This window comes from Paenibacillus sp. 2KB_20, from assembly GCF_052115765.1.
GTDB lineage: Bacteria > Bacillota > Bacilli > Paenibacillales > Paenibacillaceae > Paenibacillus_AQ.
In genome coordinates this window covers 402355-424980 of the sequence record NZ_JBFRHH010000005.1, presented here as the reverse complement: position 1 = coordinate 424980, position 22626 = coordinate 402355, and the positions used below count along the sequence as shown (strand labels likewise).

Sequence of the window (22626 nt, the reverse complement as noted above, 5' to 3'; positions counted from 1 at the left end):
ATGTCCATAGTTTAAAGGCGAATAGATATGAGCTTGAGTCACTATTGAAGAATTCATCATGATGACAGGTCAGGAACATGATTGAGATCATTCGGAGTTGTCTGGGGATATCGGGGCTACTTCTATATAGAGAGAAGAGGATATGAGGTGGTTCCCACAGAATAACTGAATCTGCCATTATTTTTGAGATTGAAGGGGAATTGAAATGAAGACAAAGTTGATCATGGTCGAAGGTCTGCCGGGATTCGGCAAATCGACGACGTCCCGTATGATTTATGATATTTTAACCGAACGAAACATCGAGGCCCGGCTTGTGATGGAAGGGGATGTTGACCATCCGGCGGATTTTGAGGGAACGGCGTGCTTGACTGAAGAAGAATTCGAGCAGTTGCTGCAGGCCGCAGGCTCCTTTAAAGAAATATTGATCGAACGAGCCGCCCAAAAAGGCAGCTGGAAGCTCTTGCCCTACCAGAAGCTGAAGAACGAATACGGTACCTCTTTTCCAGATGACCTATATCAATCGTTGTCCAAGCAGGATATTTACGAGCTCCCGCTGGACCTCAACAGGAGACTTATCACCGAGCGGTGGGAGGCATTTGCGGAGCAGGCGCTAGATGAGCCCGCCGTTATGATTTTTGAGTGCTGCTTCATCCAGAATCCGGTGACCGTTGGCATGGTGAAATATGATGCGCCGGAAGGCCAAGTGATGGACTACGTGCTGGGGCTGGAAAAGGCGATCCTTGGCCTGAACCCTGTATTGTTCTACATTGAACAGGACAGTCTGGAATACGCATTCCGCAAGGCCATCCGGGAACGCCCGGAGGCCTGGTCCACAGGATTCGTCCATTATTACACTCAGCAGGGATACGGCAAACATCACGGTCTGGAGGGCGTTGAAGGGACGCTGGACGTACTGGAAGCCCGGCGCAAGCTGGAGCACCGGATCTTGGATAGTCTCGGACTGACTAAGGAACGAATCAACAACTCCCATTACGATCAAGAGACGTACAGAACCATGCTGATGGGCAAGCTGAAGCTGCATGGGGTTATCCAATAATATTTTTTCGAACGCCTCATATCCCATAAAATAACGGCTTAGACGTATAAAATCAGGGGATTGGGAGATGAATGAATATCATCATTCAGGAGGAGGCGATGAAGTGAAAAAGAAGACCAACAAGTTAAAGTATAAGGCCGGAGCATTTCTTGCAGGGGCCCTGCTGTTTACAGGAATTTTGTACGTTGCTGCGAATCCCGAAGGAACCTTCGATGCGATTAAACATATGACGTCTAAAATAAGCTACTCCGTTAACGGCAAGGACAATTTCACTGCTGACAGCCCATTTGATAAACAAGGGATGGCGGTCTCGGATCCTGAGATTCCTACCGGCAGCAACGATGTGCCCGCTCGCACGGTTTTGAATTCGGTTAACCAACCAGTGTACTGGGACCAGGCTACCAGAAAGGAATCCATGGAGCTTCCTAAAATCAAGCTGTACAATGCGGCAGGCGAGTCTGTTGGTTCCGCTACCTTGGAGCAGATCAATGACGGGGTGAAGGTGAAGATTACCGCATCCGGCCTCACACCAGGAAAGCATGGTTTCCATGTGCATGAGAACACGATCAAAGATAGGGATTTCAAATCTGCTGGTGGGCATTTTAATCCGACCGACAAGCATCATGGCCTTAAGCATCCGCAAGGAAGCCATGTTGGCGATATGCCGAATCTGGTCGTAGGCGCAGACGGCACCGTGGAAGCGGAGATGATCATCCAGCATGGAACTCTTGAAAAGAACCAGCCGAACTCAGTGCTCGGACGCTCGCTGATCATTCATGCCGGCGAAGATGACGAAGTAACCGATCCATCGGGCAATTCCGGCGATCGGGTGGCCGGGGGAAATATCCCGGAGTAACTTGACTGTTAGGAGCTATACAGGACAATCGGGCATCGGCAGAGATTTGGATCTTAATGGAATGTTGTGCATTAGTGAGAAGAAGAGAACAAGCAGAGGGGCCAAGAATCTCCTAAGATTCTTGGCCTCTCTGCTTTATTTTCAATATTCGCTTAAATCGATCCACTGGAGTATCCCCCCTTCAGCCCTGCTGCTGCCGATATTCGAGCGGGGTGAGACCGCAGTGCTTTTTAAACACCTGGGAGAAATAAGAGAAGTTGGAGTAACCCACCTTGGAAGCAATGAGATGAACCGGAATGTGCGTGCTCATTAACAATGATTTCGAGATTTCCATTTTCCGCGTGATAATAAAGTCGTTTAGGGATATGCCCTTCGCTTTCTTGAACAACCGGGATAAGTATTCCGGATTCAGATAGATGGCTTCCGCTACTTCCGCACGGCTAAAATTCTTCTCGATGTTCTGATTGATATAATCAATGGCCCGTTCAATCGGGGATTGGGTATGGTGAGCCTCCCCGGCATGCGCTTGAACATAATCAAGCGTGAAATGGACTAGGTCGATCATTTTATCCAGTGATGTATATGCTTCGATATAGTCGGCATAAGGATATTGCTCAAAAAAGATGTCGTTCACTTCCAGTTTCAGCTGGTTAACCGCTGTCAAGAATATTTGGATATAGTCCTGATGAAACCTGGCCAGAAATTCAGCGGACATAATCCCCAGCTGCTTTTGCTGATGGAGGTAGCTATGGATCTGATCCCGGACGGTCTTAATGCTGTTATGGGATATGAGCATGGACCAGTTCTGCATGTTGGGAAAGGAGTAGGAACTATCCTTGATCTTGTTCAGATGCTGCATCGTAAAGACTTTGCTGTATAAAGCGACATTTTGCTGCCGCATATGGCAGAGTGCTTTGTAGTGCAGTTTAAGCTTTTCCGGTTCCCCGATATCGGAGATATAGCAGGCTGCTGAGCAGCCGAGCTCATTTTGTGCCATGTCGATAAATTGCTTCATCAATTCCGAGATGGGGGCATCGAATACACCCTCCGTAAAAAGAAGTGTCAAATAATTCATCTGATCCAGCTGCACGAACAGCAGGTCGAGGTTATAAGGCTCTATGAGCTCCGATATGATGCTTCTCAGCTCATATTTTATGGTGTCTTTGTGCGGATTCGATTTCGTAAGCTGGATCAGGATGGAACCGAATTGAGCCTGAGTGGAGACGGAAATATGGATATTGCTCAAATCTCGCAGCAGCTGCTGCGGATGCATTCGCAAATCCAGCATGAAGCTGCGGACACAGTTCTCGAGCAGCAATTCTTCATTTTGCCGCCAATAGGCACCATACTCATAAATTTGCCGCATGTGGGTATTGGCATGAATCTTATGGATCGCACGCTCAATGGATGCTTGAATATCTTCGTACCTTGCAGGCTGGAGAATATAATCGAAGCAGCCAAGCTGAATGGCTTCCTGCGCATATTCAAATTCGGAATAAGAAGACAGGAAGATACACTCGATGGCAGGAAATTGAGCTTTTACCCATTTGAACAACTCCAGTCCATTCTCCAGCGGCATTTCGATGTCACACAGCATAATATGTACATGATGATGATTTAATAGTGTTCTGACGTCGTCCGGGCCATACGCGGGATATACCTGTTCGATATGCAGCTCCTGCCAATTGACTCCTGCTATAACTCCTTGCACAACATCATATTGATCATCCACCACTAGAACGTTCATAAGCTTCCTCCTTGTCTTGTATTCTTGCATGGATCGGGATTATGATTTCGGCAACCGCACCTTTCTCTGTGTTGAAAAAGGCAAGCATAGCCCGCTCCCCGTACAGCATGGACAAGCGATGACGCACATTGCTAATTCCGATATGGATATCCTTATGGAAGCTGCTGTCCCCATGATTCAGCTCCTGCAGAATCGAATCCGTAAAGCCGTCGCCATTATCCTGAATGGTGATATCCGCATAATCTCCATCGTCACTCTCCAGCAGAATCGCTTTAATCTCGACCCGCAGCTGTTCATTCGGCTTCGTTGCATATTTGATGCTGTTCTCCACGAAGGCCTGAATGGATAGAGGCGGTATCGTAAAATCCTTCAAGGCGCTATCGACGCTGTATTCACACAGCGGCGGAACATGATGAGCAATTTGCTGAATCCGAATATAGTTCAGAACATGATCTAGCTCCTGCTGAAGGGAGACAAGCTGCAGATTATCCTTGAAATTGTAGCGTAGGTGGTTGGATATCGCCAGGATCATATGCTGAATGCGCTCGTAGCTTTGCTGCTGGGCCATCCCGTACAGGCTTTTCAAGCAGTTTAGAAAGAAATGGGGGCGAATTTGCAGCTGCAAATGCTGCAGCTCGGCCTTCTGCCGTTCAATCTCATGTTCATAGGCGACAATCTTCAAGTGATTGACCTGGGTTGTCAAATGGTTAAATGCTGCACCTACCTGCTTGAACTCTTCGATGCGGTATTCTTCTCTTAGCTCCTGTGCTGAGCCTTTGCCAATGCTCGTCATCAGGCGATGCCAAGGAGAGAGGAGCGACCGGTTGAAGAAGAATAAGCTGATGATCACAAGTATAATGGTGAACAAGGACAGCGCGAACAATAGAGCAAGCCCTCCCTTGAATACATCCGGCTTCGGTACAGCAAAGATCAATTGAAGGTTCGTATTCTGAATGGGCTGGCTGATCATGATAAAGTTGTTGTTATATTCGTTTAATTGGAGCTCGTGGTCTGCGACGAATGGTTTATTCGTCAGCGGAGCGCCTTGATTGTTGGCGTAAATCACCTCGGTTCCTTTTTGCACAAGATCCATCGAATGGATCTGATCAAAATCCACCATGGCAGCGGCATACGTGCCGTTTTTTCCGAGCAGTCTGAAAAGATAGGCTTTACCTTCAACTTCGAAATCGAGCCAGCCCGCGTTATAATGGTTCTCTGCTCGCTGCGTCAATGCACGCATCTGCAGCCGAATGGCTTCTTTCGTTTCATAACTGTACCCGGTATCAAAAATGTCGCGATAAGTGTCATTGACAGCACTATATATAAAAAAAGCATTAGCCAAGTCATACGAGTTCAGAGCCGTATTGAACTGCGTCATAATTTCATGGGACGCAACATGAGCCCGAAGCGTACTGACAGGACTGTTCAGCGTTGCGTAATTGTAATCGCTTACGGCAACGTTGGATAAAAAATTATCGATGGCATCCAGATCGTTTTGCAAATTTTGAGCATACAATGCGTAGGATTGCTGATTCGATTCGACAAATTTCGCATTAAACGCGTAATAGGAATAGAAGTTGAACGCAAGCAGCATCCCGATTAGCGGGAACGTAATCAGCAATATTGCGCGAAATATATTCATTTTAAATGAAGCGCTGTACCTTCTTTTCATGATGTGGTCACCTAGGATTTAATATGTTTGTATATTATATCACGTAAGACACCTGGATCAGGCTGAACAAGTTATTTCCATGAAAATCATGATTTCAAAAAAAGGACAATAGGCCAGCAAGGTGATGAACATTCATGCTGTGCTTCTTGTCCTTTTTTGTGAGAAAGCAAGGTCTAACCTTTAACGGCTCCGACCGTAATCCCTTTTACGAAATACCTTTGGAAGAATGGGTACACCATCATAATCGGTAAAGCCCCGACGACGGCGATCGCCATCTTAATCCCTACGCTAGGCATATTGGATGCAATTTCGCTAGCGTTGCCGCCAGCTCCGCCGCTTGCAAGGAATCTAACATCCTGCAGCATCGTATTCAGCATATTTTGTACACTGAACAAGCTATGATCCGTTAAGTAATACAGACCGTTTCTCCAGTCGTTCCAATAGTTGAGTCCAATGAGGAGCGACAGCGTCGCGACCATCGGCAGCGACATGGGGAGAACGATGCGGAAGAGAATGCGGAATTCTCCGGCACCGTCGATTCTTCCGGCTTCAATGACTTCGTCAGGTATGGTCGTCGTAAAGTACGTACGCATCATGATGACATAGAAGGCATTGAGCAGCAGGGCGGGAATGATCAAAGCCCAAATTGTATTATCAATGTTTAAATAGCGGGTCCACATAATATAGGTAGGTACTAACCCGCCGTTGAACAGCATCGTGAAAAAGACGAAGAAAGCGAATTTTCCGCGATGGGGCAAATCTCTTCTGGAGAGAGGGTAAGCCAGCAATACGGTGATTATCAAGCTGGTAACCGTACCGACAACCGTGACGAAGACTGTGATGCCGTAGGCACGTACAATCGTATCGAGTCTTTCATACATGTACGCATAGCTTTCCAAACTGAACTTCTCGGGAAACAGCGAGTAACCGTTCCGGATCAGCGTGCCCTCATCGGTAAAGGAAGAGACGACTAGCAGTACAAACGGAAACAAGCAGAATATCATGAACAAGAACATTAGAATATTCGCTATGATCTGAAACGCTCTACTATTATCAACCATGTTCGAATCTCCTTTGCGTCAGAATAGCGCGTTCTCTTTGCTGAATTTAATAACGAGTCGATTGGCGATGTAGACAAGCGTGAATCCGACCAGCGATTGGTACACACCTGCGGCAGAGGACATGCCCACATCGTTCAATTTGATCAAGCCGCGATAAACATAGGTGTCAATCGTATTGGTAACATCGTAAAGCGGACCGGAATCCATCGGTACCTGGTAGAACAGTCCGAAGTCGGAATAGAATATCGTTCCGATTGCAAGCAGCACGAGCGTAATCATCGTTGGCTTCAGAGAAGGCAATGTGATATGAACGATCTGCTTCCACCGGTTCGCCCCATCAATTACAGCCGCTTCATAATAGCCCCGATCAATGCCGACTACGGTCGCGTAGTAGATGATGCAGCTATATCCGACGGTTTTCCATAGATGCACAATCGTCAAGATATAGGGCCAGTATTTCGGCTCCGTGTACCATGAAATGCTCTTCAGTCCGAGAGGCTCCAGAATGGAGTGATTGATAAAACCGGACTCGGAGCTAAACAGGGCGAATACAAGATAACTTACGACAACAATGGAAATCAGATAAGGCAGCAGGATCATCGTTTGGTAGCTCTTTTTCCAAAACTTTGAACGAATTTCATTTAAGACTATGGCAATGGCAACGGCTAAAACAGTCCCCAAAATAATAAAAGCAAGGTTGTATCCCAGGGTGTTTCGGGTAATGATCCATGCCTCCTTCGTCTTGAAGAGATATTCAAAGTTGCTTAGGCCTGCAAACGGGCTATCGATGATGCCTTTATTCCAGTTAATATGTTTAAACGCGATGATGATGCCAGCCATTGGTACATAGTTGTTGATCAGCAGGTAAATAAGGCCTGGAATCATCATGATGTACTTGGGAATAAAGCGTTTATAACCGGTTTTTCCAGCTCTTTTTACCTTTAATGCTGCCATGATGGCCATTCTCCTTTCAGCCAATAATCGAAAAAAGATTATTTATTGTTAGCAGCCCACTTATCAAGCTGGGATTGCTTCTCGGCAATAATGTCGTCAATGCCCGCATCCTTCAGTTCCTTCTGGAAGATCGGCAATGTCGTTTCAGGGTCAAGAACCCCGCACATCAAGGCCTCGTGGTATTTAGCAACGACATTGGACGCCGCAGTCATCTGGTTTCGTACACGGCTTGAATCAAAGGTGAAGCCGTATGCTGCAGAGCGGGTGGCCGTGTTGTTAAATTCCTTCTGAACTTCCCAATAATCGGCCGGGTTGCCTTTCCATACATGACCAATGGTTTGATTTGTCCAAATCCAGCCGCTAGTCGGGGGATATCCGCTGTTGCCGCCATTTACGCCTTCAGGGAAGTCGATCATAGATTGTCCATTCGCAGCATCGCCAACGGTTACATAGTGCTTATCCTGAATACCGTAGATCAGCAGGTTCACAATTTCAGGATCGGTGTACATCAAATTCAACAATTTCATCGCCGCTTCGGGGTGCTCACTTCCGCTGCTGATCGTCCAAGTAGCCATTTGCACGTCAGAGGTTGTTGTATAAGGAGGAATGATTTCGGATACGACGATTTCCGTGTTCCAATTTCTCGTCTCCTGTACGGCAAATCCAGGCTTCAGGTTGGCAAATCCGCCAAATGCGCTGCCTGCTTTCATCAGCGTGCCGGCACTTTCCGTATTGTTAATCGCATCTTTCATGATCAGGCCGGATTGATACCATTTGTGCGTGCGTGTAACAAAATCTTTGTAAAACTCGGTTTCATACAAGTTGACAACCTTCAGTTCCTTGCCAAAATCCATCAGTACGCCAAGGTTGGTCATATCGTCGCCAAGCGTATCCCAGCCCCAGTTACGAACCAGCTCACCGTTCGATGGAACGACAGGGATTACGTTGGGTTCATTCTCGCGGATCGTTGTCAGCGCTTCTTCCAACTGATCGAGTGTTTTGATATTGGCGTAATCGATGTTGTATTGATCCGCCAAGTCTTTTCTCATTTGGAAGCCGTAGGCCTTGGCAAGGTCGCGACCTGTCGTAATACCGTAAATGTCATCGCCTATGCGTCCGCTCTCGATGTACTCAGGACCGATTTCTTTAACGAGGTCTTGACCATACTTCTCAAGCAAATCGTTAAGCGGGATGATCTGACCGTTGTTGGCAACCGTAGCCAGTGGCGTCATGTAGATCGGAAGCAAGTCCACTCCCTTACCGGAGGCCATCATCATTGTCGTCTGTTGTACGTAATTCCCGTACGAAATGTACGTGAGGTCCATTTCAACATTCAGCTCATCTCTTGTGATTTCGTTAACGGCCTCCACGACCTCTGCGGTATCTTTCTTGTTATTGCCCATCATGACAACGTTGAGCTTCACGAGCTCCTTTTCTTTCAAATCTCCTTCAGTGACAGGTCCCGAATCGTTCTTAGCGCCGGATCCGGAATCTTTGCCTCCGCAAGCGGCAAGGATTGAAAGCGCTGTTATAATAACCAGTGCGCATGACAGTATTCGTTTCATTTTGACAACACCCTTCTCTAGTAGAATCTTGTTTAATATCTTAACAAACAAGGTGAACGCGTATCTGTAAAAATAATGTCTTAAATGATTGAAAAAATGACTTGTTATCCGGAAAGCCGCATTTGTTGATTCCCCGTAAACAGGTTTGTGCTAAGATGGTGCAGGCTCTTTGCCATAACTTAACATCGGAAATGAGGCGGATTAGGCATGACAAATCTGAAGGTTGCGTTACAGCTGTATACTTTGCGCGATTACGATCAGGAAGATTTCGCTGCGAAGCTTAGAAAGGTAAGGGAGAACGGTTATGATGGCGTTGAATTTGCGGGATTTGCTGATATTCCGGCAGAAGAGATGAAGTCGATGCTGGAGAAGGCGGGACTGGAAGCCATGGGCAGCCATACGCGAATGGAGGAGCTGCTGGATCATTTGGAAGAGGTTATTGCTTACAATCAAGTCATCGGCTCTTCCTATATCGTGATCCCTTACTATAAGATGGAATCGATGGAAGACGTACATAGCCTGATCGCGATCGTAAAAGAGATGGGCCCGAAGATCAAGGCAGCCGGTATGGATCTTCTATATCATAATCATGATCATGAGTTCACGAACGAGTTCGGTGATCAACCCATACTCGAAATGCTGCGAGAAGCAACAACGGAAGCGGAGCTGGGCTTTGAAATCGACATGTTTTGGACAACGCACGCTGACCGTGAGCCTGTGGAGGTCATGGATCGTTTCGGCTCACGCTGCAAGACGGTTCACGTGAAGGACATGGTGAATAAAGAAGGCAAAGAGATGACCGAGGTGGGAACGGGCATTCTTGATCTGAAAGGCATTATCGAGAAGGCCCAGTCCTCGGGCTACGAGTGGGTCGTTGTTGAGCAGGACCGCATGAAGATCGATGGCTATGAGAGTGTCAAGATTTCGCTCGACCATGTGAAATCAATGCTATAAGGGGCATTGGTCGATAGGTAGGCTAAAATCTTTGTCTAATGGGTGTAAGTCTGACTGTAAAAAACGTTGTATTGAGGTGGCTTGGACACCATTTAAACACTTCCGATCATACGTGCTAAAATAGAACCATCATACGTTGTTATTGGAGGTATCTTCATTGAACATTCAACTGGGCCATTTTGAAGTGAATTCCGGACAATTGGTTGTGGCCGATCCTTGTTATGAATTGGATACGAACATTATTATTATGGGTGTGTTGGAAGCCGTATTGAATGGAACGTGGGTAGGGGAAGTGGAGAAGGTGGAGATCCCGGATTGGGGCGAAGCCAACGCCAAGCTAACGGCTTACCATCACTCGGCAGCTGAACAGGGGGCATTCCTGGAGTGGATCAAGTGTCCTTTTGTAGCTGGGGTGGATAGCGGGCAGGCCGGGATTTTTGATATTCGAAAGTACCGGATTCCTGACGCGGATTCGACCTCGGACAGCTCGGATACGGATACGGAATGGTATTATGCCTGCTGCGACATCACCGGGAGTGGAGAAGAAGCGGGCGTTCTGGATGGAGGCGTCGTATCTCGTACCGGCATGGGCGATGGTGCATACGGCGTGTATAAGGCCGTGAATGAGCAGGAGCAGGTGGTCGGCGTAAAAATTGTGTTTATTAAGAGCTAGTCGAGGGTCAGTGAAACGAAATGTGAGTAAGAACAGCCATGGAAGGTAATCCTTTTATGGCTGTTTTACTGAATTAACAGAGGAGGCGGAGCAGCTCTTAGAGGAGTTACAGGAAGGTTAGCGAATAAATAGGGAATCCACTTTAAATCGAAGGTGATTCCATGAGTTTTAGGATTAACAAGAGTGAGCAGCACGCAAAGAAGGCTCCACCGGCATACCTAATCGGTCTAATCGGAATGTTATTGTCGGTAGTCATTGCCATCGGCATATTGAGTCTGACGGACTTCGAGTTATATTCGTATTCCATCTTATTTGTTCTTCCTTTGGGTGCGATTGCCTTGGGTATGATTTCAACGTCGGTTTATACTTGGCGAATCGTAAGCAGAGGCTATAAGCCGTCCAGGCAATATTATGCGGTTTCATTACTCATGGCGTTCATCACCTTTTTCTTGATTCAATATGGTGAATATCAAACAACGTATGTAACTGAAGACCATACGATCAATCATCAGTTTAAAGGGGAACCTATCCGCAACTACACCGATGCGCAGGAAAATGTCCTTACGTTTCCAAATTACCTTGCCTTTAAATTGAAGACTGGCGAAACAAGCTTCATACATCGTGGCGGCGAGGTCATTGAAATGAATTCATCCTCAGGTTCCAACTGGTTCAGTTGGAGTTTGAGCCTTGTCGGATTCCTGTTGGGTAGCACATTTCCAGGCTGGTTCTCCCAGCAGGGCACGCTGCATTGTACGGCATGCAAACGAGCGTATGTGACAGAACACAAGCTGGGAGAGCTCACCTTTGAGAGAGTCACGGAGCTCCACGATGTTCTTGTTCAAGAAATCCAATCCGATAATTTCAACGCTTTTATAGACATCGTCAATCGATATGATATTTTCAAAAACAATGAAGCCCGTGATCTTCAAGAAACCTACGTCATTAATATAGGTGTCTGCCCAAACTGCAACCATGGATATGTAATCATGAGACATTACTCTCGCATTGATGCAGAAGGAGGCTCTTTCAGCGAAGATAATAAAAAAATCGTACTTCCAACTACGGGGTCGTTTGCTGCACAGGGGTTTCGTTATGTGAAAGCGGTGTAACTTTTAAAGATTCCGCCTACAAATTTGTTTGATGGATGTTGCGGAATCATCGTAAAAGCAATGGAACCTCAAGCAACATCTTAGCCGAGCGAAAACTCAGGGGCGCTCCCTGTATTCGCTCGGTTTTTCTGTTATAACATGCCTCCTTGAACTTGAAACAAAAATGAGACAGTTCTTGTTCAACAGTTGGTTTACACTTAATTAAGATGTTGAAATTTATCAGATCACGTCGTGTTTCTATGACTCATCGATGATTGTACTGATGCAAAGGAGAAACCTGTATATGAAAAAAATGTCTTTCATGCTGGCAGTAACGCTCATTTTTTCGATGGTGCTTGCTCCCTTGGCTTCCGCTCTGTCTGTGGTTCGGGCCGGTAACGACTCGGTCCCGTCCGAAGCGGACGGTTGGGTGTGGGTTGGGACCGCAGAAGAACTGGCTTATATTAATCGGAACCAAGCGTCTTACCTGGATCGGAATATCCGATTGACCGGCGACATCGATATGACCGGGTACGAGTGGGTCCCGATCGGTAATGAAGCAGCAGCCTTCAGCGGGATATTTGACGGCAAGGGGCACCAGATCAGGGGCCTTTCGATCGAAGGTGGAACGCTGCAGGATGTCGGTTTCTTCGGCCGCGTGTCGGGTACGATCCGTAACTTGGGCGTCACGGTTCAAGTGAACGGCGGCAGCTATGCCGGCGGATTGGTGAGCCAGCTAACGGGCGGCAGCATTATCAACTCGTATTCGCAGGGAACTGTTACGAGCGGAAATACGGTTTACGGGGGCGTGAGCGTAGCAGGCGGGCTGGCGGGGGCGGCGTACGGTAATTCGAACATTATTCGTTCTTCTTCATCCGCTTCCGTTAAGAGTGGCGATTCCTCCAACCAATATGCCGGAGGGCTTGTCGGTTCCCAAGGTGCAGGCTCCATTAGCGATTCTTATGCCACAGGATCGGTTACCAATTCGGGTGGCGACCACTTTTTCTTTGGGGGAGGATTGGTGGGACACCTGGTATATGGGGCGATCACTAATAGTTATGCGTCGACAGAAGTTACGCAATCCGGAAGATTCAGCCATGGTGCGATGGGCGGCTTTGTCGGATTCATTTTCACCTCGACGAATCCTTCGATTCATGCCTCGTATTTCGATAACGTTGCTACCACACAAACCATTGGCGCAGGAGAGGGAGGTGGGCCAGGCTCGATTCAACTCACAGGCCTTACGACCAACGACATGAAGGAAGCCTCCAATTATGGCGGTTGGGATTTCGCGAACACGTGGGCCGTCGATGCTGGCGTCAATGGGGGTTATCCTTATTTGCGCCCATCCATCTTGACAACCGATCTTCAGCGGGCAGTCAAGGACGTTCCCTATTCGATTGCGATTGACGCTTTCGATGGTTCAAGGGGAGGGCTGGCATGGAGTGCCTCCGGACTTCCCGATGGCCTATCGATGACTGCTTATGGCACGATCGAAGGCAGTCCTACGATGAGCGGTACGTTCCCGGTTACGGTTTCAGCGACCGATGCAGGCCGGAACATCGCCAGCGCTGTGTTGACCCTGAACGTGGATCAACCTGCACCGGACATCGGCGGGCTTGCTATTAGTCCAGGCAGCGCGAACGGCTCGACGAGCGTGACGGCGGTTCCGGGCAACCCGGGACATACGTTTGCTTATCTGCTCGGGTCAGATGCCGGTGTGCGACCCCTAGTGGGTGATGCGTTGCCTGGCGAAGCGGTCTTGTACTCGCTAGGAGCGGACATTGTGGATCCGATTCCGGGTCAGTATCTTCAGGTGTTTGAGCTGGATGCACAGCAGCGTATTCAGGCATGGAGCAGCGTAGAGGTGGAAGCGGCCCATATTCGAGACCAGGTCCGCGTGACGGGAGTGACGCTGGATCAAACGGAATTGACCCTTACGGTTGGAGGTGCTTCGCAGAAGCTGACGGCCGTCCTTATGCCGGTGAATGCGACGAATCAGATGGTATCCTGGACTTCCAGCGATTCAGCCGTCGCCCAGGTGGATCAGAGCGGCGAGGTGACACCAATCGCTGAAGGTACGACGGTGGTCACGGTGACAACTGCCGATGGCGGGTACACGGCTGTCGCCGCTGTGACGGTACAATCGGCTCCAGCGAGCACGGGGACTGTGATTGGCGCAGTCTACGGTACGGGAAACACACCGCTGGTCGGTGCGGCGGTATCGGTGGGCGGAACGAAGGATATGACCGACGCTGAGGGGAGATTTGCGCTGAATAACGTAGCGGCAGGCCGCCATGCACTCACAGTGACGGCAGCGACGTATAACGATTACGCGACAACCGTAAATGTCTTAGCGGGGGAGACGGTCGACGTAGGACGCATCGATCTGAGAGCTGTCTATATCCCTAAACCGGAACCTCCAACCTATAGCTGGGTTCCGCCTGTTCCTGCTTCTATTCCTGCACCGGATCCAAGGATGATCGTAACGATCAATGGTCAACAAGTTCGGGTAACCGCCAAAAAAGAGCAGGAGCATGACGGGCGCACGGTTCTGAGACTGTTGCCGGGCTCCGAGCTGATTCGGTCGTGGGCCGCTGGCGGGGACGATATCGTCATCGACATCGACAATGAGGATCCGGTGGTGAAGGTAGACCTTCCGGCTGAAGCGCTGCAAGATCTCCTTGCGGCGAAGCCGAATGCAGTCATTCGGATTGGGGTAAGCAAGGCAAGCTACAGCGTTCCGCTGAAAGTGCTAAGTGACCTCCCGAACCGAGCGATCGTAACGATCGTCATTGCGAAAATGACAGATTCCGCAAGCCGTCAGCTGGATGAGGTATTGACTCGTCAAGGGTATGACATGCTGGCTACGCCGACGAGCTTTGAGCTATACAGCGACGGCGATGAAAGAATCGAAGCGGAAGGAACGTACATGGAGCGGGCATTCTCGATGAACGCAGCTGCAGAACCTGACCGTTCCACCGTCGTGTGGGTGGATGACGCAGGGAAGCTGCGCTTCGTCCCTTCCGTTTTTGAAGGGGAGACAGCGACTTTTTATGGCGCATATAACGGCGTGTTCACCGCGGTTCGATCTAACCGAACCTTCGGGGATATCCAGGGACATTGGGCGCAAAGCGACATTGAGCGGATGGCGAGCAAGCTCATCGTGAACGGATCGGATGATAGCACGTTTGATCCAAACCGTACGGTGACCCGCGCCGAGTTTGTCGCGATGCTGGTGCGTGCTCTCGGACTCGCCGAGAAGCCGCAGCTATCTGCCTATTCGGACGTGTGGCCGAAAGGAGTTTGGTATGCTGGTGCGGTTGGAGCCGCATCCGCTGCCGGCTTGATTGAAGGCTACGCCGACGGTTCGTTCCGACCGGACGCTGGGGTCACGAGAGAGCAGGTGGCGGTTATGCTGGGCAGAGCCGTCCAATATGCCGGCGAGCTTCCGCCGCAGGATGTCTCCGCATTGGAACGCTTCGCGGACCATGCCCAGGTATCCGAGTGGGCCAAGGGAGCGGCTGCCGAGCTGCTGGCCGCAGGCATGATCGAAGGCGTCGGAAATGCTGCGTTCGCACCGCAGGCGTTTGCCACGCGCGCCCAAAGCACCGTTCTCTTAAACCGAATGCTGCTCTACTTGAATTTCATGAACTGATTGCAGCTGAATAGCTGGTGCGCACATTCTAACCAAGAATGTGCGCGTTTTTTTGCGTTTATTCCGTTATGGAGCCTATTCGTAGACTCGAAACATAGTATAGTATAAAAAAATAGCAGATTTATTAGTTATAGGATTCGACGGGCGAGAAGCAGATGGAGTGAGGATGTAACGGATGGAGAGGATTTCAAGACATCGCATCATCGGTTTGGAACGAGAAATAAAGAGTTTTACGGATTGGCTGGCGGATTCCCGGGGACAGACATCCATTTTTTCAATATCAGGGATTGGGGGCATAGGCAAAACAACGCTGCTGCTTCAAATGGCCCGCACGGCAAGGCAGTCCTCGGTACGTTCCCTTTGGCTGGACGGGCAAGGAGGCTTAACGACGTCGGGCGCTTTTCTGGCGAGTCTAGAGATGAGTCTTGCAACCGAATACGGCAGAACCAGGGCTCCTCCGGAATCCGCGCTGCTGCCATACATCGTAAACGAGCTTCAGCTGCAGCGTACCGTGTTGTTCATAGACAATGGTGAGGAGATCGAAAAGCTGGAAGGGTGGCTGTTCTCCAGATTTCTTCCTGAGTTGAAGTCCGCCCGCGTGTTGATCGTATGTGCCTCGCGCAATGGACTGCCGCTCAAGTGGCAAACGAATCCGGAATGGAAGTCCCAATTACGAAGGTTCCCTTTGCGGCTGTTTACGCGAGAAGAGGTCTACGATTATTTAGACGGCAGCGGATTGTCTGCGGAATGGCAAAGAGCTATCGCCGAGAAGACGGAGGGCCATCCGTTGTCGCTTGCCTTGACCGTGGATATGCTGCTTTCCGAGTCTGGGGAGCAGTGGGATGTATGGCGAGAGGTTCCGGCTGTATTGAGCGCCGAATTTTTACGGGAAGCGGCTTCTCCTGGCGTATACCGTGCGTTGACGGTTTTATCGCTTCTGCCTGTAGCAGACGAGAACCTGCTGAACCGGTTATTGGACGCACCCTTGGAAGGGGCGGACTATTACCAGTTGAGGGGACTTTCGTTTGTACGGGATACGGTGGATGGAATATCGCTGCACCAGGTCGTCGCTCGAATGTTGCGAGATGACTTCGCGCGCAGAAATCCCGCACAATTCGAAGCGGTTCGCCATCAGGCGTTCGTTCTGCTGGCAGAACGATTCCATTCGGTCGATCAACGGATGCAGATGCGCCTGAGCGCCCACATCTTGGAGCTGTACCGCGAATTTCTGCCCTCGTCCCATGCCTATGCCAATTTCTCGTCAAGTCTGAAACCCGGCGAGCAGAAGCCGTTCCGGCAGGAGGATTTGCCGTATTTGCAGCGTTTTTTGAAGGCGTCTATTCGGGGTTCCGACTGGCAGTCTGAACTGGTCGACTCTGCCGATTACCCAGTTTTGCTAGAGGAGATTACAGCTCATTTTCCAGAAGGAATCTTTATCGTGCGGGACGAAAAAGGGACGCCGCTGGCGTTTTGCGCAGGCGGATGGCTGCATGCCTTAAGTATGCCATTGTTGGAACGATATGCGCCTGGGTGCAGGGGTATGCTGGGAGAAGAGGCTTCTTCGCTGCATCGGCTTCCTCCGGAGGCGGCCGATACGATATTCGTGCTGTTATCCGCGGTAAATTCCGAACAGTCCCTGTATCGTCCTGAAGAGCTGGGGGCTTTGCTGATGCAGCAATGGCTGGTTCACATGACTGGCGGCCTGCGTGGGATTTTGGCGGCGGGGGATCCGCAGTTGAATTCCTTATTGTCGATCCTGGGATTCAAAGCGTACGGGAAAGCGACGGGATATGAGGGCATCGAATTGACGACATGGGAGCTGGATTTTAGGCAAACGAGCTTCGATCAGTGGATTCTGCGGATCATACGGCAAACGGAGACAGCAGCAGGACAACCGGTACATCAACGGGAGGACGAGTATCCCCTAGCTATTGATAGAAGCGTAATGAAGCAGATGCTGGAACGGCTGTTCGACCCGGACAAGCTGGAAGAACTCCCTGTCATTCGGCGATTGGGTTTGGACGGGATGCAGGTGAGGGATATAATCCAAGAGATTCTGGCCGACCCACGTTCGAGGGAACCTTTGACGCTATTGGAGAAGGAAATTCTAATCGCGAGTTATCTGCGCAAGGACCGGAACAAAAACCAGCTCGCAGCATCCTTCCATATGAGCAGAGCCACCTTTTACCGCCATACGCGTTTAGCAGAAAAGCATCTGGCTTTTGTGCTGAGCGATTTGGTGAGGTCAGGGTTCTGAGCACACTAGATAAGATATAGGATCAAATAGCCCGTTTATGCGGGCTCCTGCATAGGATTCCCAGCGGAAAAACGCATCTCTGTAGGAGGTGCGTTTCTTGAGATCTGTTTGATTAGAGATACACCATAATGTCAACCAAGGCTGTCACTATACTAGAGACAATAGAGCATATTGGGGCTTCTGAACCATATTAGAACATGAAAGGCTCCAATCTTCCAGCTTGTAAACTCCAATGCCTTTGATATGAAGGACTCTGGAACCTTTTCCATATCCTAGAAGATAGGTACAATAAGGTCCAATGAAATATTGGAGAGGATGCAAATGCCTAGAATACTCGTTCCGCCCGAGGTATTGATTCGGGTATCGGAGGAAGCCGCCAGGGCAGCGGAAGAGCTGGAAACGACCAAGAATCGGCTGGACCAGCAGATTACGTATATGATGTCTTCGTGGGAAGGAACGACCCGTTCGCGGTTTTTTGAAGATTTTCAGCACGCCCACGGCGAAATGAATAAAACGATTGAACATCTGCGGATCATCGGCCAGGAGTTGAAAACCATTGCCTTTCGGTTTATTTCAGCCGATATGCATGAAGATCTCATGCTCGCGGCAGCTGCAGCGAGCGCTGCTAATGAACCCAAAACGTTCTGGGACCATGCGGGGGACTTCTGGCAGGGGCTGCAGACCGGTGCCAAGACCGTGGCCAATTCGGTAAAGGATACGGCGACCTCCTTAGTAGAAGATCCGCTTGACACCTCTAAGGATATGGCCTATAACATGACCATGGGGGCAGTCGAAGAGGTCGTAGATACGGCGGTTTGGGGAGGCAAAATGATCTTTGATGCCGACACCCAGGAGAAATTCGCCGCAGACGTCGAGGCGTCGGGCGGTGCGTTCAATTTTGCCGGACAGCAAGCAGCCATGACGATCGCCGGCTTGGTCGGACGCCGGTTTGGCGTGAAGACTCACCCACACCTGAAGCATGATTCGGGTGGGGATGGGGGGACCGGGCAGGGGGGAACGGAACAATCTCCAGTCCCAACAAAACCGGGTGGAGGAAGTAATCCAAATGATTTTGTTAACCCGCACTCTGAAAAGCACATGTTTGATCCAAGCAAGCCCTCAACCCCTAATCGTACACAATATGGTCAAGATGTTGATGTAGAGGGATTAAGGCAAGAAACCATGAATAATCCTGATAAAGCATATTCAAACTGGCCGAATCCTAATAACCCTAACTCTCAAAGAATAACCAAGTATTATAAAGAGTTTGACGGTAACATTAGTACACCTGACACGGTAACAGGAAGCCATAGAGTATTTGAAAACTTGGATGACCCTACGAGGAGTTCCCATTTCCCTTACTTTCCAAGAAAATAAATTTGGGTGGTGTAAAAATAAAATATGAATGACTTGTTGTATCATGCTTACTTATCTGAAGGTCATGAACACTATGTTTCAATGCAAGAGATTATGTCAGTCGGTATTAACTTTATGACAAAATCAAACAACAGATATAGCAACGGTGGTAGGGTAAAACTTGAGATTACAGAACGGTTCAGACCTTTGAATACACCAGATTGGGTTAACTTCAAAGAAGCAATCGGAGTAGATCTGGTTAGTCGTTTTACTAAATCTTTTTGTTTCCCGGTGTTTACGGATAGGATCCTAGTCTTTGATGGTGATATTTCTCTTTCTATATACGATCAAGCATTTTATGAGGATTTGAAGGATACCGATGAAGAAGCACTGAATTTTGATACAGGTGAAAGTATTGAACATTGGATAAACTTGTATTGGGGGAGTCTGATGACACTCGAACAATACAATGCAACGAAACCATATTCAAAGCCGGAAGTATTAGTCTTTGAATCCATTCCTAAAGAGATTATTCAAGTCTGTGAATAATAAATTTTTGAGCCTTGGACTGGCTTATGCTTTTCAATGTTTATTTTTCTAAGGGAATTTGAAGAGTGAGGGTAAAACTCAAATAATTATATTTATTCGATTGCTCATTTATAGTTGGTGAAGAAACCACCCAAAAAAAAGACGTGACATGGAAATGATCGCCCGGGGCGATCCTTCCATTCACGTCTCTTTGCCGTGGACTACCCTTTATTCAGCAGTCGATAGAGATTGAGTGCCAATTGAATCTGGAATAACTCGTCCGCATTTTTTAAGTTGGAATTCAGCAGCTCTTTGATTTTGTCGATGCGATAGATAAAGGTGTTGCGGTGGATGAACATCGCCTTGGCGGCTTCCGTTACGTTCTGATTGTGCATGAAATAGTATTCCAGCGTAGAGATAAAGCTGGTGTTGAACGTTTGATCATGGTGATGGATGACGCCAAGCGTGTTGTGGAAGAACTCTTCCATCTCGGCAGGTTTGATATTGGAATCGAGAAAATGATAGACGGCATAATCCTCAAAATGGGAGATGATCCGAATGTCTTTGAATCGCTGCATCAATCGCATCGCTTCCTGGGCCTCGAAGAAGCTTCGATGAAGCGAGGAGAACGTCTTATATTGACTGCCAATACCGATTAGAAACTGCGTTTTCTTCATTTCTCGGGTCAATAGCTCGACCAGCTCATGGGCGAAAGCTTTTGTTTCGTTGACTGTAACCGGCGGTTTATTCTCATTCTTCCCGACTAATATGATGATCTGCTGGCTTCGGTAGTAACACGTAAGCTCCCCGTTCGCTTTACTGGACAAGCCGTGGATCAGGTTGACGCATTTCTTCACCATATGCTCCAGTTCGTATTTTCGGTACACGATATCCTTATAGCTTTCCAGAAGGGGCGGTTCGATATGAACGACCATGCAGTAATAGGTATAGTTGATATTCAGCCCGTGTAGATCCGACTGCGAGTGCAGTGTCTCGGTCGAGGTGATGCTGCCGGACAGCAGGTCGTCAAAGAAATCGTGTCGGATTTTGAGCTTGACTTCCTCTAGCTCTTTCGCCTTCATGCGATCGAGGGCCAGAATGGTAGAGCCGTGCTCTAACGCTAAATTATCCATTGCCGTTAGCTTGCGAACGGTTTGGAAGACGACGATGTATCCGTACACATGGCTGGACACCGAGATCGGCATGATGCGGCATTTGTAGGTTCGATGCTTGTGATCGTAGTCGCGCTGGATCGATTTCTTGATTTCGCTTACGTATGTCGGGATCGCCTCGGTAAACTCGGACGGGAAGATGGGCCTGTTCTTCTGGAGCGACAAGAACTCATGCAGCTGCGTCTTATTATCCGGATGGTCTGTATAGCAGAGCAAATTCCAATCCCGATCCAGAATCAGGATCGGATTATGGACGATGTCGGCTAGCTCCGCCGAAATTTGTTCGATGCCGCCCCCTTCCAGCGGAATTTTGAACAGCGCATTATGCAGGTCGAGCGATCTGCGATTCAGCGCGTCATAATCGGCATTGGTCTTCTCATTAATGATCGCGATCACCTTGGAGAGCGTGTATTCAAAAGGGAGCTCCAGTAGCGGAAGCCCATACTTGTTCGCCAGATCAATCATGTTTTGCGGAATTCGGTCAAAATAGCGTTTCATTTTGATACACAGTCCCGCGCAATTGTTCGCGGCCAATTCATGAATGACCCGATTCTGCAGCTCCTCGCTATCTTTAAAAATATATCCGGTGGATAAGAGCAGCTCATTCGAAGCAAGCCAATCGAATACATCCGGATTTTCAATAATATTCACAATGGATATTTGGTGATCAATTCCTGCCGCACCTGCAACGAGTTTAATGCCTTCGATCGCTTTGATCTGAAGGATGTCCCTGATAGTTAGCATTCTTAACACACACCTTTGTTTTTGTTCTTCATTGTGCAATGTGCACAGCGAATACGCTAAGTTTTTAGTTTCGCTGTACAATGACCGGAGCGTAGTCCTGGATTACAATAAGGGTGTCAGGAGCGGTTTGTAACTTCAACTGTGATATAATTCACAAAACATCCTTTTGGCTGTGGAAAGTCATTCACCTGTTATACGTTCGACGTTTATATACCGGCTGAATTTGAATTCAGTATAGCATCTTAGGTCATTTATCCACAACTAAGGCATGGCCGATCCAAGGTGAATGAAGCCTTCAAAGGGATAGCCTGACAAAAGACAGCATTTGTCCATTTGTAAGCTAAGGAGGCGATATAACGGGAAGCTGCGGGAATAGAACCAGTACAGAAGCGGTTTGTGTTGTAAGCGCCGCCATCTCTTGCGATGCGGGGTTCCTTCAACAAATAAGAAGCTTGAAATTCCATGGGACGGTACACAGCATCTTTGATCGAACGGTGAACCTGAGGTGCCGGACGAACGGTGAACTATATACACTTGCCACTGACAACGTGGACAACGCTCCGAATACGCTGGTCACGGACATCGCGAGCTTTTCCAAACGGGGGCTGACGATTGGAGATCAGGTCTATGCGGAGGGAGATCGGTTATGCGTTGGGAAGAATGCAGCCATTATGCTTCAGCAAGTCCATGTATGGCGGAGCAAGCTCCCAATTTATCCGGAAGACGAAGAAGTCTTAAGAAACCATGTAGCTGCAGCGCAGTCATGGATTGAAGCTCACGGCAAGGCCGGCGGGATGAAGCGAGCGGCTGAGACCGGAAATCCTTTTGATCAGGAAATGGAGAGATTGCTGAGGGAACGCTCCGAAGGACTTCTTGAAGCGCTGTCCAAAGGTGAAGTGAGTCTTGCATCTCATTATGCAATTCAACTAATAGGCTTGGGTCCGGGTCTGACTCCGTCGGGCGACGATTTCTTGGTAGGATTGTTTGCCGTTATGAATCTAACGAATGGTCCGCTGTTTAAGATCCGCCACGTGTGCGAGCAGGTTGTGGCGGCATCGGCTGATAGGAGCAATCCGATTAGCTACATGGCTTTAATGAAAGCCGCAAGCGGCCAGGTAAGGGAATCCATTGGAGAGTTCATGCACCATATGATCCATGGCAGTAAGACTGAAGTTATATCTAGCTTATCCAGGGTACTTGATATCGGTTCTACATCAGGAACGGATATCGCGCTCGGGCTGGTGAATGGCTTGAAGCTTAGCATAGAAAGCAATGGGAGGTAAA

The 22626-nt window shown here is 48.7% G+C and carries 16 protein-coding genes; 10 read left to right on the top strand and 6 right to left on the bottom strand.

Going from position 1 to position 22626, the window contains the following annotated elements:
• The first annotated feature begins 205 nt into the window (after nucleotides 1-205).
• Both AB4124_RS16465 and AB4124_RS16460 read left to right on the top strand, forming a co-directional pair.
• Nucleotides 206-1057 carry a hypothetical protein gene (locus tag AB4124_RS16465; protein ID WP_441973515.1) on the top strand — a complete coding sequence of 284 codons (852 nt, stop codon included), beginning with the start codon at nucleotides 206-208 and terminating at the stop codon, nucleotides 1055-1057.
• A 103-nt stretch (nucleotides 1058-1160) separates the two neighbouring features.
• Complete coding sequence (locus AB4124_RS16460) at nucleotides 1161-1913, top strand: superoxide dismutase family protein (RefSeq protein WP_441973514.1); 753 nt, start codon at nucleotides 1161-1163, stop codon at nucleotides 1911-1913.
• Between the two features lie 181 nt (nucleotides 1914-2094).
• On the opposite strand, the gene AB4124_RS16455 is transcribed toward AB4124_RS16460, so the two are convergent.
• From AB4124_RS16455 to AB4124_RS16435, 5 genes are all read right to left on the bottom strand, one after another.
• Nucleotides 2095-3660 (bottom strand): response regulator transcription factor, encoded by a 1566-nt coding sequence (locus AB4124_RS16455; RefSeq protein ID WP_441973513.1) that lies wholly within the window; start codon nucleotides 3658-3660, stop codon nucleotides 2095-2097.
• Nucleotides 3638-5332, bottom strand: coding sequence for a sensor histidine kinase (locus AB4124_RS16450; protein ID WP_441973512.1), 1695 nt, complete (start codon nucleotides 5330-5332; stop codon nucleotides 3638-3640). Before AB4124_RS16450 ends, AB4124_RS16455 begins: the two co-directional genes overlap by 23 nt.
• 173 nt (nucleotides 5333-5505) lie before the next feature.
• Nucleotides 5506-6393, bottom strand: coding sequence for a carbohydrate ABC transporter permease (locus tag AB4124_RS16445; protein WP_076326497.1), 888 nt, complete (start codon nucleotides 6391-6393; stop codon nucleotides 5506-5508).
• Between the two features lie 18 nt (nucleotides 6394-6411).
• Complete coding sequence (locus AB4124_RS16440) at nucleotides 6412-7347, bottom strand: ABC transporter permease (protein WP_441973511.1); 936 nt, start codon at nucleotides 7345-7347, stop codon at nucleotides 6412-6414.
• A 38-nt stretch (nucleotides 7348-7385) separates the two neighbouring features.
• The gene (locus AB4124_RS16435; protein WP_441973510.1) at nucleotides 7386-8912 is read right to left on the bottom strand and encodes an ABC transporter substrate-binding protein; all 1527 of its coding nucleotides are present in this window, start codon (nucleotides 8910-8912) and stop codon (nucleotides 7386-7388) included.
• A 207-nt stretch (nucleotides 8913-9119) separates the two neighbouring features.
• On the opposite strand from AB4124_RS16435, the gene AB4124_RS16430 reads away from it, so the two are divergent.
• The 7 genes from AB4124_RS16430 to AB4124_RS16400 all read left to right on the top strand — a co-directional run bounded on the left by AB4124_RS16430 (nucleotide 9120) and on the right by AB4124_RS16400 (nucleotide 19447).
• Entirely contained in the window at nucleotides 9120-9866 is a 747-nt protein-coding gene (locus AB4124_RS16430; RefSeq protein ID WP_441973509.1) for a sugar phosphate isomerase/epimerase family protein, read from the top strand.
• A gap of 157 nt (nucleotides 9867-10023) precedes the next feature.
• Nucleotides 10024-10539 (top strand): DUF4241 domain-containing protein, encoded by a 516-nt coding sequence (locus AB4124_RS16425; protein ID WP_441973508.1) that lies wholly within the window; start codon nucleotides 10024-10026, stop codon nucleotides 10537-10539.
• 161 nt (nucleotides 10540-10700) lie between these two features.
• Complete coding sequence (locus AB4124_RS16420; RefSeq protein ID WP_441973507.1) at nucleotides 10701-11648, top strand: hypothetical protein; 948 nt, start codon at nucleotides 10701-10703, stop codon at nucleotides 11646-11648.
• 283 nt (nucleotides 11649-11931) lie between these two features.
• Nucleotides 11932-15285: an S-layer homology domain-containing protein gene (locus tag AB4124_RS16415; protein ID WP_441973506.1), complete on the top strand. Its 3354-nt coding sequence runs from the start codon at nucleotides 11932-11934 to the stop codon at nucleotides 15283-15285.
• A gap of 175 nt (nucleotides 15286-15460) precedes the next feature.
• The gene (locus tag AB4124_RS16410) at nucleotides 15461-17542 is read left to right on the top strand and encodes a bacterio-opsin activator (protein WP_441973505.1); all 2082 of its coding nucleotides are present in this window, start codon (nucleotides 15461-15463) and stop codon (nucleotides 17540-17542) included.
• A 321-nt stretch (nucleotides 17543-17863) separates the two neighbouring features.
• Nucleotides 17864-18919, top strand: a complete 1056-nt coding sequence (locus AB4124_RS16405; RefSeq protein ID WP_441973504.1) for a WXG100 family type VII secretion target — start codon at nucleotides 17864-17866, stop codon at nucleotides 18917-18919.
• Nucleotides 18920-18943: 24 nt separating this feature from the next.
• Nucleotides 18944-19447 (top strand): DNA polymerase III, encoded by a 504-nt coding sequence (locus AB4124_RS16400; RefSeq protein WP_441973503.1) that lies wholly within the window; start codon nucleotides 18944-18946, stop codon nucleotides 19445-19447.
• Nucleotides 19448-19647: 200 nt separating this feature from the next.
• Here the strand turns inward: AB4124_RS16400 and AB4124_RS16395 are convergent, their stop codons facing one another.
• Entirely contained in the window at nucleotides 19648-21342 is a 1695-nt protein-coding gene (locus AB4124_RS16395) for a PucR family transcriptional regulator (protein ID WP_441973502.1), read from the bottom strand.
• A gap of 452 nt (nucleotides 21343-21794) precedes the next feature.
• Between AB4124_RS16395 and AB4124_RS16390 the strand changes: the two genes are divergently transcribed.
• Complete coding sequence (locus tag AB4124_RS16390) at nucleotides 21795-22625, top strand: DUF2877 domain-containing protein (RefSeq protein WP_441973501.1); 831 nt, start codon at nucleotides 21795-21797, stop codon at nucleotides 22623-22625.
• Nucleotide 22626 lies beyond the last annotated feature (1 nt).

Excerpts from the sequence above, each read along its gene's own strand:
- AB4124_RS16455 (WP_441973513.1), bottom strand. The coding sequence starts at position 3,660 with ATGAACGTTCTAGTGGTGGATGATCAATATGATGTTGTGCAAGGAGTT.
- AB4124_RS16445 (WP_076326497.1), bottom strand. The coding sequence starts at position 6,393 with ATGGTTGATAATAGTAGAGCGTTTCAGATCATAGCGAATATTCTAATG.
- AB4124_RS16430 (WP_441973509.1), top strand. The coding sequence starts at position 9,120 with ATGACAAATCTGAAGGTTGCGTTACAGCTGTATACTTTGCGCGATTAC.
- AB4124_RS16435 (WP_441973510.1), bottom strand. The coding sequence starts at position 8,912 with ATGAAACGAATACTGTCATGCGCACTGGTTATTATAACAGCGCTTTCA.
- AB4124_RS16465 (WP_441973515.1), top strand. The coding sequence starts at position 206 with ATGAAGACAAAGTTGATCATGGTCGAAGGTCTGCCGGGATTCGGCAAA.
- AB4124_RS16450 (WP_441973512.1), bottom strand. The coding sequence starts at position 5,332 with ATGAAAAGAAGGTACAGCGCTTCATTTAAAATGAATATATTTCGCGCA.
- AB4124_RS16415 (WP_441973506.1), top strand. The coding sequence starts at position 11,932 with ATGAAAAAAATGTCTTTCATGCTGGCAGTAACGCTCATTTTTTCGATG.
- AB4124_RS16395 (WP_441973502.1), bottom strand. The coding sequence starts at position 21,342 with ATGCTAACTATCAGGGACATCCTTCAGATCAAAGCGATCGAAGGCATT.
- AB4124_RS16405 (WP_441973504.1), top strand. The coding sequence starts at position 17,864 with ATGCCTAGAATACTCGTTCCGCCCGAGGTATTGATTCGGGTATCGGAG.
- AB4124_RS16440 (WP_441973511.1), bottom strand. The coding sequence starts at position 7,347 with ATGGCAGCATTAAAGGTAAAAAGAGCTGGAAAAACCGGTTATAAACGC.
- AB4124_RS16410 (WP_441973505.1), top strand. The coding sequence starts at position 15,461 with ATGGAGAGGATTTCAAGACATCGCATCATCGGTTTGGAACGAGAAATA.
- AB4124_RS16420 (WP_441973507.1), top strand. The coding sequence starts at position 10,701 with ATGAGTTTTAGGATTAACAAGAGTGAGCAGCACGCAAAGAAGGCTCCA.
- AB4124_RS16400 (WP_441973503.1), top strand. The coding sequence starts at position 18,944 with ATGAATGACTTGTTGTATCATGCTTACTTATCTGAAGGTCATGAACAC.